General features: G+C 74.8%; 16 protein-coding genes. 8 read left to right on the top strand and 8 right to left on the bottom strand.

Annotated features, from left to right (window positions below):
• Positions 1-347: 347 nt before the first annotated feature.
• Both ABD330_RS25235 and ABD330_RS25230 read right to left on the bottom strand, forming a co-directional pair.
• Entirely contained in the window at positions 348-1121 is a 774-nt protein-coding gene (locus ABD330_RS25235) for a hypothetical protein (RefSeq protein ID WP_344468277.1), read from the bottom strand.
• A complete protein-coding gene (locus ABD330_RS25230; RefSeq protein ID WP_344468276.1) occupies positions 1118-2008 on the bottom strand; it encodes a hypothetical protein in 891 nt (296 codons plus the stop codon). The genes ABD330_RS25235 and ABD330_RS25230 overlap by 4 nt, the downstream gene beginning before the upstream one ends.
• Before the next feature lie 170 nt (positions 2009-2178).
• Between ABD330_RS25230 and ABD330_RS25225 the strand changes: the two genes are divergently transcribed.
• The 7 genes from ABD330_RS25225 (at position 2179) to ABD330_RS25195 (ending at position 8941) form a co-directional block, all read left to right on the top strand.
• Positions 2179-2610, top strand: coding sequence for a GNAT family N-acetyltransferase (locus ABD330_RS25225; protein WP_344468275.1), 432 nt, complete (start codon positions 2179-2181; stop codon positions 2608-2610).
• A gap of 134 nt (positions 2611-2744) precedes the next feature.
• A complete protein-coding gene (locus tag ABD330_RS25220; RefSeq protein WP_344468274.1) occupies positions 2745-3980 on the top strand; it encodes an MFS transporter in 1236 nt (411 codons plus the stop codon).
• A 76-nt stretch (positions 3981-4056) separates the two neighbouring features.
• On the top strand, positions 4057-4449 hold the full coding sequence (locus ABD330_RS25215; RefSeq protein WP_344468273.1) for a hypothetical protein: 393 nt from the start codon (positions 4057-4059) through the stop codon (positions 4447-4449).
• A 2-nt stretch (positions 4450-4451) separates the two neighbouring features.
• Positions 4452-6914: a DUF4132 domain-containing protein gene (locus tag ABD330_RS25210; RefSeq protein ID WP_344468272.1), complete on the top strand. Its 2463-nt coding sequence runs from the start codon at positions 4452-4454 to the stop codon at positions 6912-6914.
• 123 nt (positions 6915-7037) lie between these two features.
• The gene (locus ABD330_RS25205) at positions 7038-7571 is read left to right on the top strand and encodes a hypothetical protein (protein ID WP_344468271.1); all 534 of its coding nucleotides are present in this window, start codon (positions 7038-7040) and stop codon (positions 7569-7571) included.
• Positions 7572-7747: 176 nt separating this feature from the next.
• Positions 7748-8311: a GNAT family N-acetyltransferase gene (locus ABD330_RS25200; RefSeq protein ID WP_344468270.1), complete on the top strand. Its 564-nt coding sequence runs from the start codon at positions 7748-7750 to the stop codon at positions 8309-8311.
• Between the two features lie 402 nt (positions 8312-8713).
• A complete protein-coding gene (locus ABD330_RS25195; RefSeq protein WP_344468269.1) occupies positions 8714-8941 on the top strand; it encodes a hypothetical protein in 228 nt (75 codons plus the stop codon).
• 100 nt (positions 8942-9041) lie between these two features.
• On the opposite strand, the gene ABD330_RS25190 is transcribed toward ABD330_RS25195, so the two are convergent.
• Positions 9042-9356, bottom strand: a complete 315-nt coding sequence (locus ABD330_RS25190) for a hypothetical protein (RefSeq protein ID WP_344468268.1) — start codon at positions 9354-9356, stop codon at positions 9042-9044.
• Between the two features lie 57 nt (positions 9357-9413).
• A complete protein-coding gene (locus ABD330_RS25185) occupies positions 9414-9779 on the bottom strand; it encodes a hypothetical protein (RefSeq protein WP_344468267.1) in 366 nt (121 codons plus the stop codon).
• 202 nt (positions 9780-9981) lie between these two features.
• On the opposite strand from ABD330_RS25185, the gene ABD330_RS25180 reads away from it, so the two are divergent.
• Positions 9982-10905 (top strand): LLM class F420-dependent oxidoreductase, encoded by a 924-nt coding sequence (locus ABD330_RS25180; protein ID WP_344468266.1) that lies wholly within the window; start codon positions 9982-9984, stop codon positions 10903-10905.
• A gap of 87 nt (positions 10906-10992) precedes the next feature.
• On the opposite strand, the gene ABD330_RS25175 is transcribed toward ABD330_RS25180, so the two are convergent.
• The 4 genes from ABD330_RS25175 to ABD330_RS32540 form a co-directional block, all read right to left on the bottom strand.
• Complete coding sequence (locus ABD330_RS25175) at positions 10993-11625, bottom strand: DUF6629 family protein (protein ID WP_344468265.1); 633 nt, start codon at positions 11623-11625, stop codon at positions 10993-10995.
• Positions 11626-11731: 106 nt separating this feature from the next.
• Positions 11732-12289 (bottom strand): hypothetical protein, encoded by a 558-nt coding sequence (locus ABD330_RS25170; RefSeq protein ID WP_344468264.1) that lies wholly within the window; start codon positions 12287-12289, stop codon positions 11732-11734.
• On the bottom strand, positions 12286-13647 hold the full coding sequence (locus ABD330_RS25165) for a DUF58 domain-containing protein (protein ID WP_344468263.1): 1362 nt from the start codon (positions 13645-13647) through the stop codon (positions 12286-12288). The genes ABD330_RS25170 and ABD330_RS25165 overlap by 4 nt, the downstream gene beginning before the upstream one ends.
• Positions 13644-14633 (bottom strand): AAA family ATPase, encoded by a 990-nt coding sequence (locus ABD330_RS32540; protein WP_425555632.1) that lies wholly within the window; start codon positions 14631-14633, stop codon positions 13644-13646. The genes ABD330_RS25165 and ABD330_RS32540 overlap by 4 nt, the downstream gene beginning before the upstream one ends.
• Between the last annotated feature and the right edge of the window lie 562 nt (positions 14634-15195).

The following is a 15195-nucleotide window of genomic DNA, read 5'->3' as shown; positions in this document are numbered from 1 at the left end:
CGCGGGGAGGCGTCGCGGCGGGGGTCCGGCCGAGGACGAGCCATCGGGGCCGAGGGGCGGATCGGGCCCTGCCACGGGCACACGACCGGTGCCGTCGGGGTGGGACACGTGGATCACGGCCGACGGGCGGTTCCGGGCGGGGAGAAGTCCCGTGCCGACGGTGAGGAGGTGCTACCGGGCGGAGTTCAGGGCGGTCGCGGACACCTGGGCGGTCGAACTCCGGGGTTCGCTGCCGGGGCCGACGGTCAAGCCGGTCGCCGACGACCCGGGCATCGGCCCGGCACCCGGAACCGGCCCGAAGGCGCCCCGGCCCGGAGCACCTCGTCCCCGGGCGGTGAGCCGTCCGGTCACCGAGGGTCTTCGCCCCGGGCCGCCGGCGGCCGGCCGAGGAGTGCGGCGACGGTGTCGCGCGGGCTTCTGGCGCGTCCGGGCCTCGCCACGAGGCGGGTGGGGTCGGCCGGGTCGCGGACGAAGGCGTGCAGTCTGCCGTTCCGGTCGGCGAGTACGAGATCGGTGCTCTCACCGGCGATCTCCGCCGAGCCGACCGCCGTGTAGTGGATGGCGGTCAGCAGCGCGGAGCGTTCCGCCGCGGCGAGTACCGCGTCGACGTCGACCGCCGGGTCGGGCGGGGCCCAGGGCCCGTCCGGCAGCCATTCGGTGACGATCCGCAGGGTCTCGTCGAGGGTGCGCAGCGACAGCTCGTGCACCCCGAGCGCGTCGATGCGCACCAGCAGGCAGATCTGCTCCGGTTGGGGCAGGACGAGGGTCCGCCAGGGCTCACCGGACTGCGCGCCGGTGATCCGGGCGTCCAGCACCATCCGGGCCCGCCGCTGGAAGGCCACGGCGATGCCGAGGTCGCCCCGGACCTGGATCCGGTCCTCGCCGGCGCCGGGTACCAGGAGTTGCCGCGCGGCGAGCGAGCGCACCGCCTCGGCCAGCACCTCCTCCGGGGGGCTGGCCTCCAGGAAGTCCACCACCGCGTCCACGACGGTCAGTTCGGCGGTCGTGTAGGCGCCGAGCGGTACCGCTCCGGTCTGGACCAGGCCCACCACCGCGGCCACCAGTCCGTCCGGGACGGAGACGGATCCCGCCTCCGGGCGCTGGTCGTCGGCTTCGCTCACCGGTCCTCCTCGATCCAGCGGGTCCCCGGCGGCGGCTGCTCGCCCGGGGCGGACAGGACCTTGGCGGCGGGAGGCAGCGGCGCCTCGCTGATCCAGACCTGTGAGTTGCCGAAGAGCCCGCGCCCGGCCCGGCCGGACAGGGTCCCGCCCAGTTCGTCCGACGGGTCGGCCCGTTCGGGCGGGGGGAACCGCGCGGCCAGGTCCGCGGAGGCCGAAGTGGTGTCGTCGTCGGTCTCGATCCGCCGGAGTGCCGCGACCAGGGACCGGGACACCGGCGACGTCAGCGCGGTGGGGACGGTGATCGCGGGCGAGAGGTACATCGGACGCCGTTCGGTGACCCGGGACAGACCCCACGGGCCGACGTTGCTGCGGGTGATCCGGTACACCACGTAGTCCATCAGGTGCCGTAGGTCGTCCAGGCTCGGCAGCTTGCGCTTCCCGAACGCGGCCGGGGTCTTCTCCAACTGCAGCCAGGTGCCGTTGGCGGTGCGGCCGTGCAGCTTCTCGCGCACCACCGGGCCGCGCATACCGATGTCCGGGTAGCGCGACTTGTCGATGTCGCGGTGGTGGCTGGACAGCCGCTGGTGGCTCACCTCGGGGAACCGCCACGACTCGTACAGCTGCTGGTCGTCGACCAGGACGTGGCCGCCGCACAGCACGTCGTGCAGCTGCGGGACCTGCAGGCCGTGGCGCTCCAGGTCGGCCATGATCGCCGCTTCCTGCGGGCTGAGCCCCGAGGCCGCGGCGACCAGCCCCTTGCGGTACGTGTCGTTGTGCGCGGTCAGCTCGATCAGCCCCCGTACCCGGGTGCGGGTCTCCTGTGCCCGGCGCTCCTGCTCAGCCCGCTCGGCGTGCCGTCCGAGGCGGCGCCCGTGTCCACTGGCCATACGAGTCAGTACAGCACCGGACGGGACGCCCCGCGCTTCCAGGGACCCGCCGCCGCGCGACCCGCCTCCGCCGCCGCTGCGGCGGCAGGGCCGGATCCGGCGCCGGACCGGTCGGCCCCCGGTGGATATCCGCTGGTCCGCCGACCGGTCGGACTGCTTGGATCCCGGGCATGAACAGTGACCTCCCGCAGGGCTACGAGATCTCCACCGACCCGGCGCGCCTCGATGCCGGACTGGTCCACCGATGGCTGTCGCAGGACGCCTACTGGGCGCTCGGCCGGGCCCGCGAGAAGCAGGACCTGGCCATCGCCGGTTCGCTCAACTTCGGTGTCTACGAGAGCGCCTCCGGCGCCCAGGCCGGCTACGCCCGGGTGGTCACCGACGGGGCCACCTTCGCCTGGCTCTGCGACGTCTACATCGACCCCGCCGCGCGCGGCAGGGGTCTGGGCACGGCGCTGGCCGCCGCCGTCCGCGACCACCTCGCGCCCTACGGCCTGCGGTTCATCCTGCTGGCGACCGCGGACGCCCACGAGGTCTACGCCAAAGCGGGGTTCACGCCCCTGGCGAAGCCGGACAAGTGGATGGCGCTGGGCGAGGGCTGAGCCGCGCGGGCCGGCCGTATCCGCCCGCCCGCGTATTCCGTCCGCTGCCGCGCCGAGGCTGGCGGTAGCTCCGGCCCGGCCCTACACTCGGCCGGACATGAGGATGGCTCATGTTCGGCCGAAGGGGACGGGCCATGGACCGCGCCGCCCTGGACGAGCCCGCCACCCGCGTCACCGCGCGCTGGACGGCCTCGCTCAGTCTCGCCTCGCTCGCCGTCTTCATGGGCTTCTTCACGCCCATCCAGATCCTGCTGCCACTCCAGCTGGAACGCCTCGACGCCGCGCACAAGGCCGGCCTGCTCTCCTGGGTGACGGGCGTGGGAGCCCTCGTCGCCATGCTGGTCAACCCGCTGGCCGGCGCCCTCTCGGACCGGACGACCTCGCGCTTCGGGCGGCGGCGCCCCTGGATCCTGGCCGGAGCGCTGCTCGGGGCCGCCGGCCTGCTGCTCACCGCCGGACAGCACGGCCTCGCCGGCCTGATCGCCGGGTGGGCGGTGGCCCAGGCAGGGCTGAACATCATGCTCGCCGGGGTCACCGCGCCGGTCGCCGACCAGGTGCCCGTCGGCCAGCGCGCGGTGGTCTCCGGCTGGACCGGGATCAGCCAGTCGCTCGGACTGGTGGTCGGCGCCCTGCTGGTGACCGTGGCGGTCAGCGGCATCCTGCCCGGCTACGCGCTGACCGCCGCGCTGGTGGTCGGCTTCGCGCTGCCGTACGTCCTCTGCTTCCGCGAGCCCGTGCTGCCGCGCGAGCTGCGGGCCCCGCTCGACCTCCGCGCGCTGGTGGCCGGCTACTGGGTCAGCCCGCGCCGCCACCCCGACTTCGGCTGGGCCTGGCTGACCCGCTTCCTGATCAACGTCGGCAACTCGATCGGCACCCTCTACCTGCTGTACTACCTCACCGACGCCGTGCACTACCCGTCGCCCGACAGCGGCGTGCTGATCCTCACCGCCGTCTACACCGGGGCGGCGCTGCTCACCGCGATCCCGGCCGGGGCGGTCTCCGACCGGACCGGGCGCCGCCGCGCCCTGGTCGTCGTCTCGTGCGTGGTGATGGCGGCCGCCGCACTCGTGCTGGCCCTGTTCCACACCTGGCCGGCCACCGTCCTGGCGGCGGCGGTGCTCGGCGCGGGCTTCGGCGTCTACCTCGCCGTCGACCAGGCCCTGGTCACCCAGGTCCTGCCCGCCGCCGGCGACCGCGCCAAGGACCTCGGCGTCATCAACATCGCCAACTCCGCCCCCCAGGTGCTCGCCCCCGCCGTCGCCGCCCCGATCGTCGCCGACTGCGGCGGGTACTTCGGCCTCTACCTCGCCACGGCCCTGGTCACCCTCCTCGCGGGCCTCCTGGTCCACCGCATCCGCGGCGTCCGCTGACCGGCTCCCGGCCCCGGAGGGGCGACCGTGCCACCCCCGGCCCGGACTGTCACTGGCGGCCCGTACTGTCCACGGCATGGCAATAGTGACGTTCGTCGACGAGACGACTTCGGGGGACCGGAGCGACGGGTGGGGCCTGGAGATCGCCGAGGAGCGGCTCACCGTGCGTGAGCTGATCCGGCGCCGGGTGTTCCAGGAGGTCGCCGAGTACAACGCGCGCACACCGCAGGTGTTCCAGGGGCTCGTACAGCCGCAGGACGCCGAGCGTGTGCTGAACGGGTACGCGCTGCGCACCCCCCGCCGGATCGACCCCGAGGTGCAGACCGAGCTGGCGATGGGGGCCTTCGCGGGCAACGGCTTCCTCGTCCTGGTGGGGGACCGCCAGGTCACCGACCCGGCCGAGGAGGTCGAGCTCGCGCTCGGCACCGAGGTCACGTTCCTGAAGCTCGTGCCGCTGGTGGGGGGATGATCATGGGGGACGTCCAGAGGATCAGGTCGGTGATCCGCCGGCGCGCCGCCGCAGGGGAGGCGGATGAACTCGCCGTCGAACTGCTGAAGCTGGCGGCCGGCAACAGGGGCCACTGGGTCAGGCCGTGGGACGGCGTGCTCGACGAGGTGCGGTCGCTGCCGTCGGAGAGCCGCGCCGCGCTCGCCGAAGCCCTGGTGACGCAGTACCACGCGGACGAGGCGGGCCCGGCCGCCCGCGGCAACGCCCTGACCCTGATCGGTGTCATCGCGCGCGGCCTGCCCGGTGACCGGCTCTCGGCCGAGCGCCTGAAGAGGCTCGACGAGCTCGGCCGACGGCACACCCTGTGGTACGGCGAGCGGCACGAGCTCCTCGCCGAGGCCGAACTCGCGGCCGGCCGTTCCCTCGCGCCCGCGGTCGTGGCCGCCTTCCGGCGCTCGGCCCTCCCGGCCTACCCCGACAAGGCGCTCGCCGTGTTCGCCGCGAAGCTCACCGAGCCCGTTCTCAACGTCGGCGAGGAATGGGCCGAGCGAGCCATGCGGGACACCCGGGACATCCCCGACCAACAGGCCCTGCTCCGGCACGCGACGACCGCCACCGCCGCCAAGCCCACCCGCCAGTGGGAGCAGCAGGCCCGCACCCTGATCGAACCCATCGGCGCCGACCGCGTCCGGGCCGTCCTGCTGCCCTGGCTCACGCTCGTCGGCCGCCGCACCTTCGAACTGGACCGCCGGGAGTACGAGTCCGACGTCAACAGCAGTTACGACCCCTACAACGCCAACGCGCTGCGCGGCGTGACCTGGGTGCTCGCCCTGCTGCCCGCCCACCCGGACACCGCCCGCGCCCTCGGCACGCTGGTCGAGACGTCACTCAGGAAGGTCGCCGGGATCGGCCCGCGGAGCCCCAAGGTCGCCAACGCCGCCGTCACCGCGCTCTCCCGCATCGACGGCGGACCCGCCCTCGCGGAACTCGCCCGGCTGGCCACCCGGGTGACCTACAAGGGCACGCTCAAGCTGCTCGACACCGCGCTGCGGACCCGGGCCGAGGCGCTGGGCATGTCCCGCGCGGAGATCGAGGAACTCGCCGTCCCCGCCTACGGGCTGACCGAGGTCGGCCGCGCGGAGCAGCAACTGGGCGATGTCACCGCAGTGCTGGAGGTCCAGGGCGCCAAGGTGGTGCTCGGTTGGCGCAACTCCGCCGGTAAAGCGGTCAAGAGCGTGCCCGCCGCCGTCAAGCGCGACCACGCCGAGGAGCTCAAGGAGCTGAAGGCGGCGGTCAAGGACATCGACAAGATGCTCTCCGCCCAGAGCGAGCGCCTGGACCGGCAGTTCCTCGCCGACCGCACCTGGCCGTACGCCGTCTGGCGCGAGCGGTACCTCGACCACCCCCTCGTCGGCACCCTGGCCCGCCGTCTGCTGTGGACGGTCGACGGCACGACCGTCGGATTCGCCGACGGCGAACTGCGCACGCTCGCCGGCGACCCGGTGCCCGAAGGGGCCGAGGTCCGGCTCTGGCACCCGGTGGGCCACGAGCCCGCCGAGATCGTGGCCTGCCGCGACTGGCTGGAGCGGCACGGGATCACCCAGCCGTTCAAGCAGGCCCACCGGGAGCTGTACCTGCTGACCGACGCCGAGCGCGCGACGGGAACGTACTCCAACCGCTACGCCGCACACGTCCTGCGCCAACACCAGTTCAACTCCCTTGCCGCGATCAGGGGCTGGCGCAACAAGCTGCGGCTGATGGTCGACGACACGGCCCCGCCGGCCACCCGCGAGCTGCCGCAGTGGGGGCTGCGCGCCGAGTACTGGATCCACGGGGAGGGCGACGGCTACGGCGAGGACACCACCGAATCCGGCAGCTACCTGCGCCTGACCACCGACCAGGTCCGTTTCTACCCGATCGACGCCGCGGAGAACTCGGCGCACTGCAGCGGTGGCGAGTACGACATGTGGCTGCGCGACGGTGCCGCCCCGGTGGAGTCCGTCCCGCTCGCCGATGTTCCGCCCCTCGTGCTGTCCGAAGTCCTGCGCGACGTCGACCTGTTCGTGGGCGTGGCCAGCATCGGCAACGACCCGACCTGGCAGGACGGCGGGCCCGAGGGCCGCTTCCGGGAGTACTGGACGTCGTACGGCTTCGGGGAGCTCAACCAGAGCGCCGAGACCCGCCGTGCGACGCTGGAACGGCTCGTACCCCGGCTGGCGATCGCCGACCGCTGCACCATCGAGGGCCGCTTCCTGCACGTGAAGGGCGAGCGTCACACGTACAAGATCCACCTCGGCTCGGGCAACATCCTGATGACGCCCAACGACCAGTACCTGTGCATCGTCCCGAAGGCCGGCCCGGCCGCCCCGCAGACCGGTTACCTCCCGTTCGAGGGGGACCGCCTGCTGGCCGTGATCCTCAGCAAGGCCATGATGCTGGCCGACGACACGAAGATCACGGACCCGACGATCCTGAGCCAGCTGTAGGGGCCGCAGCCGGCCACCGAAGCTCCGGAGGCCCTGCCGCGCGTCGGCGAACACGGCGCGGCAGGGGGTGGCGGGATGCGGGCGTAGGCTCTCGGCTGATCACCACGGCGAGATGAGGGAGACATGGGCCAGAAGATCATCCGGTTCTCGGATCTGACCGGGAAGCACGCGGACGACGAGGGCGACCTGGTGCGCATCGTGGTCCGGCAGCACCCTGACCTGGAGGACGGTCCGGTCGAGATCGAGGCGCTCGCAGGCGAGCTGACCGGGGTGCAGGACGTGGCGCTGGACCTGGTGACGATCGAGCTGCACCACCCGGGCGCGGCCGAGCCGCAGACGGTCGTGATGGAAGCCGCCGCGTTCGACGGACTCGCCTCGGCGGCCCCGATGGCCGATCTGCTGCGCGGTGCCCGCAGGGTCGCCCGGACCGCCCCGAGCCAGGCCGCGGCCGCGGCCGGTACCAGGGAGCGGGTCAACTACTCCGACCTTGAGCACGCCGGCAAGCCCCACAAGGGCCGCATCACCGATGCCGAGAAGAAGCTCGTCCAGCAGCACCTGGAGGAGATCAACGAGCGGCTGGCCGCCGAGGGCATCCGGACCATCGACCTGGGCAACCCGGAGCACGTCGCCCGCTACGGCCTGGAACCCCAGGCCTGAGCCCGGGGGCGGGGGCCTGAGCCCGGGGTAGGGACGGGTGGCGGCGGGCCCGTCCGGACGCGCGCAACCGGGAACTCGTAGGAGTGCGTCCCGATGTGTGGTGACGTCAGGAGTCGTCGCCCGCGACGGCCGTACGAGGCCGGACCGTGTGGCCGAGAGAGACCAGGAGCCGTTCCATGCCGGACGAGGTCACAGCGCAGCCTTTCGCCTGGCCGCCTGCCCCGATCAGGACCGAGCGGCTCGTCCTGCGCGAGCCCGAGGCCCGGGACCGTGCGGCGGTCATCGAGCTGTTCGCATCGCCGGAGGTGAACACCTACCTCGGTGGTGCCCGACCGCGTGACGAGCTCGAACACGCGGTGCCCGACGTACCCGGGCGGCGCCCCGGCCTCTTCGTGGTCGAGCTCGACGGGACGATGATCGGCACCATCGAGCTCAACCGGCGGGACCCGGCGCGTCGGGGGAGCGGGACCGTCCGTCCGTATGCCGGGGAGGCCGAGCTCGGCTACCTGTTCCTGCCGCACGCCTGGGGGTACGGGTACGCCGCCGAGGCGTGCGCGGCGGCCCTCGGCTGGTTCGCCGACGAGTACCCCGGCGGGCCGGTGGTGCTCTGCACCCAGACCGCCAACGACCGTTCGATGCGCCTCGCGGCGAAGCTGGGGTTCACCGAGGTGCAACTTTTCGTGGCGTGGGAGGCCGAACAGTGGATGGGCGTGTGGCTCTCGGACGCACCGTCCGGTTGAGCCCGGGCGCGGCGGTGCGGCGGCGCGGATCGACGGAGGCCGACGGTCGGTCGTCGGCCCCGGGCCCCGCACGGGTCCGTAGCCGGTGCGGCGGCCTGCCGGGCTGACGGCCCGTACCCGTGCCTGTCGTGGCGACCGGTCATATATGGCCGGTGCCCTGGCCTGTCCCCCGAGCAGCGCGGACAGCAGCATCGGTGGTGCCCGGCCGGTACGCCGACGCAGGGCGGTGTACCCCGCAGCCGGCCGAGCCCCGGTGGCGCTGCGGCCGATCGGCAACGAGAACGGCGGGACCGCCCGGCCGAGTACGGCGGGCCCGCAGAGCCGCACCAGCTCATCCGTGCAGGAGCGCGCCGAGGCCGAACGTCCCCCGGAAACCCTTCTGACGAGGTGTGAGGAGTCGCCATGGCATTCCGCTACTGGTGCGGTGAGTGCGGTTTCAAGACGCCGTGGCTCACTCAGTCCCAGGGCGAGCGGCATCAGATCGAGCACTATGCCAAGCACCACCCCGGAATTCCCGCCGGCGGCCACGTGGAGGCCAACCGGAAGAACCCGAACGGCGGCCACGGATGCGCGGAGGCGCTGGGGCTCGTCGTCCTGCTGCTGATCGTCGCGGCCTCCTGCCACCGCTAGGGGATCCGCCTGCCGGCCCTGGCAGACGGACGCCCGCAGCGCGTTCACCCGTACGAACCGCCCGGTCCTCGCCCGCGCGGACGGCCGGTCGACGGCCGGGTCACATCGACTGCGGGGCCTGGACGAGGCCGAGCGCCGCCCGCAGCCGGCTGCGGGTGACGGCGGCGGCCTCCCGGGTGACCGGGTCGTGGCTGGCGAGGGCGTCGTCCAGCAGTGCGTCGGCGGCCGCGATCACGGCGGCCGGCAGGGCGATCTCGCGCAGTCCGAGCAGCTGCGCGGCGGCCCGGTGCCCCGGGGAGGGTTCCTGGCCGCTCTGGCGGATCGGGGTGGCGAGGCTGCGAGGGGCCTGCCGCCCGTTGAGGTCCGGTGTCCGGTCGTTCACCAGCGGGCGGCGGGGTTCATTGATGACGGTCATGCCGGGTGAACCCCGGGCGGGCCGTGTCGGTTACGCACGGAATGCGCCACTGGGCCGTCAGGAGGCCTGCCGGCCCCGCTCGGTGGGGCCGGCGGCAAGAGCCGGAGCGGTCGGCCTGGGCCCGATCTGGCGCAGGTGCCGGTGCTCGGGGGCGGCGGTGACCGGCCCGGGAGGGGCCGGGGCGGGAGCGACCGTGCCGGGTGCCGCCGCCGGCACCGGTCCGCCCGTGGCGTGTGCGGCGTGGATCCAGCGGGCGACGGCGTGCACGAACTCCGGGCCGAGGGCGGCGGCCTGCTGGAGCTGGTCGAGGTCGCCGGCCCGCATGGGCACCCCGGCCTCGGACAGCGCCGCGAGCAGGGGGTGGACCAGCGCCCAGTGGGTGCGGGTGGCGGGCAGCCGACTGGGATTCGCAGGGTCGATCACTTCTTGCTCAACCGTGCCCGGGCGGTCCCGGACACGGGTCGTCGGGGCGGAATCCGCCGACCGGGGGCATCGTCCGACCGGTCGGCGCACCCGCGCAGTTCGCGTGCCGGGCGCCCCGGCGCGCGGGTTCGGCGGCCCGGCGCCGTGAACTCAGCGCCCCCGGCGTGCGGGAGGCGGGCGCCCGCCGGTCATGATGGTTCGTATGGACTTCCGTATCTTCACCGAGCCCCAGCAGGGTGCCTCCTACGACACGTTGCTGCGCGTCGCCCAGGCCGCCGAGGAACTCGACTACGACGGCTTCTTCCGCTCCGACCACTACCTGAGGATGGGCGACGGCGACGGGCTGCCCGGCCCCACCGACGCCTGGATCACGCTCGCGGGCCTGGCCCGGGAGACCCGGCGGATCCGGCTCGGCACGCTGATGACGGCCGGTACCTTCCGCCTCCCGGGGGTGCTCGCCATCCAGGTCGCGCAGGTCGACGCGATGAGCGGCGGCCGGGTCGAACTCGGCCTCGGCGCCGGGTGGTTCGAGAAGGAGCACACGGCCTACGGCATCCCCTTCCCGGACCGGCGGATCGACCGGCTGGAGGAGCAGCTCGCGATCGTCACCGGGCTGTGGGAGACCGCGCCCGGTGAGACGTTCTCCTTCGAGGGCGCGCACTACCGGCTGACGGACTCTCCGGCGCTGCCGAAGCCCGTGCAGAGCCGGATCCCGCTGCTGATCGGCGGCATGGGGCCCAAGCGCACCCCGGCGCTGGCGGCGCGCTACGCCGACGAGTTCAACCTGCCGTTCGTCTCGGTCGAGCAGACCGTCGAGCAGATCGGCCGGGTCCGGGCCGCCGCCGAGGAGCGCGGCCGCGCTGCGGACGACCTGGTCTACTCCAACGCGCTGGTCGCCTGTGTCGGCCGGGACGACGCCGAGGTCGCGCGCCGGGCCGCCGCCATCGGCCGCGAGGTCGACGAGCTCAAGGCGAACGGCCTGGCCGGCACCCCGGCCGAGGTGGTCGAGCGGATCGCCCGTTACCGGGAGGCGGGCAGCAGCCGGATCTACTTCCAGATCCTGGACCTCGACGACCTGGACCACCTGGAGCTGATCGCCACTCAGGTACGGCCCCAGCTCGGCTGAGCGCCGAGACCCTCCTTGGCCGGGGGCCGGTGAGCGGGGGCGGCGTGACCGGCGCCCGCCTCCCGGCAGGCGGCCTCCGGCAGACGCTCAGGCCCGGTCCGCCGGACCGGGCCCGGGCGTCCGGCCGGTGGGCTCGGGCCGTCCCGTCCAGCGCAGCAGCACCAGGCTGGCCAGCGCGGCGAGGGCGCACCAGGTGGAGGCGAAGGCCAGCTGGTAGAGCAGGCCGCAGACCACGGCCCCCACCCCGACCAGAACGCCCAGCAGCCGCAGCAGCCGGTCGCCGCTGACCAGCAGGGAGCCCACCGTGGCCACCAGGTAGCCGGCCAGCAGCAGCGGCGCGTACGGGATCCCGACCCCGTAGCGCAGCGTGTGGCCGTGCGTCTCGGCGGTGACGGGACGGGCGGCCACCGCGACCGCGAGCGGTACCGCGACGGCGAGGCCCAGCACGGCGAACCCGGCGCCCCGGCCGAGCGCGCACCACACCCCCAGCGGCACCAGCACGGGCAGCAGCGGCAGTGCGATCACGGCCCAGGCGGTCAGCGCCCAGGAGGCCGGCCCGCCCGACCAGACGGCGGCCTCGGCCAACTGGTGCGCGCCGAGCACCAGCGGCAGGGCGGCCAGCGGCAGATCCCGGGGCCGGCGGACCCGCGCCAGGCACCACACCCCGAGCCCGGCGACCACCGCCCCCGCCACGAGATCGGCCTCGGCACTCCAGCACACCTGGTTCTCCCGCCGCAGCTACGTGAGAGCCACGATATTTCCCCGGCGGCGTACGCACCCGCCGAGCGGTCCGCCCCGGCGGGGAAGGCGGGAGCGACGGCTGCGCCTACTCTTCCCCGGCGCCGGGCCCGGGGGAGTCGATCCCGCGCGACCAGAGCGCCAGCCCCGCCACCGCCGCCGAGCCCGCCACCGCGAGCGCCGCGACGATCCGGCCCCAGCCGACCCCGCCCACCGGCGCGTACGCGGCCAGCAGCACCAGCGCGCTCGCGGCGTACGCGGCGGCGGGCACCCGGCGTGAGCGCCACTGGCGGACGCCCGCCGGGCCGGCCGCGACCGCGTCCGCCAGCAGCAGGTAGCCGAGCAGCAGCGCCGTCACGCAGGCCGCCAGCCAGAGCGGCGGCGAGCCGGCGGCGGCCAGCGCGACACAGCCCGCCGCGAAGGCGGTGTTGCGGTGCCGGGCCAGCTGCGCGTACCAGAGCCAGGAGTCCCGCACCGGGCGGCCCGTCACCACCGGGCCCGCCCACCAGGCCGCCGCCGCGGCGGCGGCCGGGAGCAGCAGGGCGGGTCCGGGCGGGTGGGCGAGGGCCACGCAGGCGCCGGCCGCGAGCGCGAGTGCGACGGCGAGGCTGCGGGCGGCCCCGGTCGCGGGGATCGGACGGGTCATCGGACGTTCCCCCGGACTCGGTTGCGCAGCAGGGGCGCGAGGGCCAGGTCCAGGCCCTCGCCCGGCTCCAGCAGGACGACCGGGATGCCCCGGCTGCGCAGTGCGAAGCGCATCGCCTCGCGGTCCGCGTGCCACAGCCGCAGGGCCAGCTCACCGGCCTCGCCGGGCCGCAGGGGCTGCGGGTCGCCGGTCGGGACCTCGACCACCACCAGCGGGTTGCCGCGTGCCGCCAGCTCGCGCAGCAGGTCCAGCACGCGCTGGTCGGTCAGCGGGGTGAGCACGTACAGCAGGGCGTGCGGCGGGAGCGCCGGGCGGGGCAGGCGATCGATGTCGGGGACCTGGTAGCCGAGGTCCCGGCGGACCTCCAGGACGCTCTCCACCAGGCGGTAGAAGTACCCGGCGCCGGTGCCGGGCCGCAGCCAGCGGGTGGTGCCGCCGATCGACACCACCCCGACCCGGTCGTGGCTGCGCAGGTACGCCCGGGCGATCCCGGCGGCGGCGCGCAGGGTCTCGTCGAGGCTGGAGGTGCCGGCCACCGGGTCCGCGAAGTCGCAGAGCGCGTCGATCACCACGACGGTGTCGGCGGCGCGCTCCGCCGCGAACTCGTTGATCTGGACGGTTCCGCGCCGGGTGGTGGACGGCCAGTGGATCCGCCGCTGCCGCTCGCCCCAGACGTGCGGACGCACGCCGGTCACCTCGGCGCCCTCGCCGCGCTGGCGGGCGGTGTGCTCGCCGAGCCGCTCCGGCAGCCGGACCGGGATCGGCGTGAGCGTGGACCGGGCGGGGGAGGGGAAGACCTGGGCGTCGCCCAGCTCGACCCGCACCGTGCGCCGGGTCAGCCCGCCGAGGTCGTACAGGTCGACGTCGACGGTGCCGAGCGGCCAGTGGCCCCAGCGGTGCGGGGTGAGCCGCAGCTCCACCACCGGCCCGGTCACGGTCGCGGAGTCGAGGGTCATGCCGGGTCCGAGCCGGACCGCCGGGTCGATCCAGCCGGCCGTGCCGTCGAAGGCCAGCTCGATCCGGACGTCGACGGTGTCACCCTCGAAGCAGCGGCGCGTGCCGACCTCGGCCTCGGCGGCCGGCCGGGTCGGCCGGCTACGCCCGGCGGCCGCCAGCACCAGCAGTACGACCGGGCCGGCCGCGCAGGCCAGCAGCCAGGCGTGGCCGGTCAGCAGCGCGGCCGCGGCGGCGACGGCCGCGACCGTCAGCAGCCGCAGGGCGCGCTCGGTGGCCCGCCGGCCGGTGGGCGGGGCAGTGGTCGGCCGGGTCAGGACGAGGGTGGGGACCGGAGCGGCGCCGGTGTCCGGGGGCCGGGCGGCGCCCCGCCCGGCGGCCCGGTGCGGGCGGGCGGCCGTCACGGGCGGGCGGGGGCCGTCTGCGGCGCCCCGACCGATTCGATGAGCTCCGCGATCACGTCGTCGGCGTTGATCTGGCGTACCCACAGCTCGGGCCGGAGCGTGACGCGGTGGGCCAGTGCCGGGACGGCCAGCGTCTTGACGTCCTCGGGGACGACGTAGTCGCGGCCGTCCGTCATCGCGCGGGCCCGGGCCAGCTGGATCAGTGCCAGCCCGCCGCGCGGGGAGGCGCCGACCTGGATCTGCGGGTGCGAGCGGGTCGCGTCCACCAGCGCGACCACGTAGTCGACCAGGTCGTCGTCCACCTCGACCAGTTCCAGCGCGGCGCGCATCGCGAGCACCTCGGCGGGGTCGGTGAGCCGGTCCAGCACGGCCTCGGGGGCGGCCCGGTCCAGCCGGGCCCGCAGCATCGCGGACTCCTGCGCCACCGGGAGGTAGCCCATCCGGACCCGCAGCATGAACCGGTCGAGCTGGGCCTCGGGCAGGCTGTAGGTGCCCTCGTACTCGATCGGGTTGGCCGTCGCGATCACCACGAACGGGTCCGGCAGCCGCCGGGTGACGCCGTCCACCGAGACCTGGGCCTCGGCCATCGCCTCCAGCAGCGCGGCCTGGGTCTTGGGCGGCGTCCGGTTCACCTCGTCGGCCAGCAGCAGGTGGGTGAAGAGCGGCCCGGGACGGAAGACCATCTCACCGCTGCGCTGGTCGTAGAACGGCGCACCGGAGACGTCGGAGGGCAGCAGGTCGGGGGTGAACTGGATGCGCCGGAAGTCCAGGCCCAGCGCGGTGGCGAAGGACCGGGCCAGCAGGGTCTTGCCGAGGCCGGGCAGGTCCTCGATCAGGACGTGGCCCCCGGCCAGCACGCCGAGCAGCACCAGTTCGAGCGCCTCGGGCTTGCCGACCACCGCGCGCCCGACCTCGTCGAGGACCTGCCGGGCGCGCTCGCCGGCCTGGCGCGGGGTCAGCGCGCTGACGACGGGCCGGCTGCCCACGACGGACAGGCCGGACTCGGCGGCTTGGATGCTGGTCACGGTGACTCCTCGGTGCCTGGTGTGGTTGTGGTGCGCGGAGCGGGTTTCGCGGGCGGAACTCAGAGCTCGCCCAGGCGGTGGACGGCGGCGCGGAGCGCGTCCAGCGGGACGGCCTGCGGCGCGGCGGGGGTCGATCAGCGGCCAGACCTCGGGGCCGACCAGCGCGGCCGCGGCCTCCGGCCGGTCGTACAGCGACACCGCGTGGCGTTCCGTCAGCCGGGCCGCGTACAGGCGCTGCAGGCGCGGGCAGAGCAGCTGCGCGCGGTCGCCGTCGCCCGCGAGGGTGTCCCCGACCACCCGCTCCCAGTCGCCGAGGCCGGCCCGGCGCTCCTCGATCAGCCGGGAGGCGACCCGGTGCGCGCTGTCCTGGGACTCGAAGCCGGTCACGTAGCGGGCGGCGAGCACCGCGAGGGCGCCGAGCACGGCGGCACCCTCGGCGGCGGCGGCGAGCCCGCCGACCAGGGCGAGCCCGGTCTCGGCGGCGGCCGCGGCGGCGGCCAGCGCGGCCACCGAACGCAGGCCG

The sequence above is a fragment of the Kitasatospora kazusensis genome (genome assembly GCF_039529945.1).
GTDB classification, from domain to species: Bacteria; Actinomycetota; Actinomycetes; order Streptomycetales; family Streptomycetaceae; genus Kitasatospora; species Kitasatospora kazusensis.
Note: the sequence above shows the minus strand (reverse complement) of the source record. Positions and strands in the feature narration are given on the sequence as shown.

Excerpts from the sequence above, each read along its gene's own strand:
- ABD330_RS25205 (WP_344468271.1), top strand. The coding sequence starts at position 7,038 with ATGGGCCAGAAGATCATCCGGTTCTCGGATCTGACCGGGAAGCACGCG.
- ABD330_RS25210 (WP_344468272.1), top strand. The coding sequence starts at position 4,452 with ATGGGGGACGTCCAGAGGATCAGGTCGGTGATCCGCCGGCGCGCCGCC.
- ABD330_RS25220 (WP_344468274.1), top strand. The coding sequence starts at position 2,745 with ATGGACCGCGCCGCCCTGGACGAGCCCGCCACCCGCGTCACCGCGCGC.
- ABD330_RS25180 (WP_344468266.1), top strand. The coding sequence starts at position 9,982 with ATGGACTTCCGTATCTTCACCGAGCCCCAGCAGGGTGCCTCCTACGAC.
- ABD330_RS25195 (WP_344468269.1), top strand. The coding sequence starts at position 8,714 with ATGGCATTCCGCTACTGGTGCGGTGAGTGCGGTTTCAAGACGCCGTGG.
- ABD330_RS25230 (WP_344468276.1), bottom strand. The coding sequence starts at position 2,008 with ATGGCCAGTGGACACGGGCGCCGCCTCGGACGGCACGCCGAGCGGGCT.
- ABD330_RS25215 (WP_344468273.1), top strand. The coding sequence starts at position 4,057 with ATGGCAATAGTGACGTTCGTCGACGAGACGACTTCGGGGGACCGGAGC.
- ABD330_RS25200 (WP_344468270.1), top strand. The coding sequence starts at position 7,748 with ATGCCGGACGAGGTCACAGCGCAGCCTTTCGCCTGGCCGCCTGCCCCG.
- ABD330_RS25170 (WP_344468264.1), bottom strand. The coding sequence starts at position 12,289 with ATGACCCGTCCGATCCCCGCGACCGGGGCCGCCCGCAGCCTCGCCGTC.
- ABD330_RS25190 (WP_344468268.1), bottom strand. The coding sequence starts at position 9,356 with ATGACCGTCATCAATGAACCCCGCCGCCCGCTGGTGAACGACCGGACA.
- ABD330_RS25225 (WP_344468275.1), top strand. The coding sequence starts at position 2,179 with ATGAACAGTGACCTCCCGCAGGGCTACGAGATCTCCACCGACCCGGCG.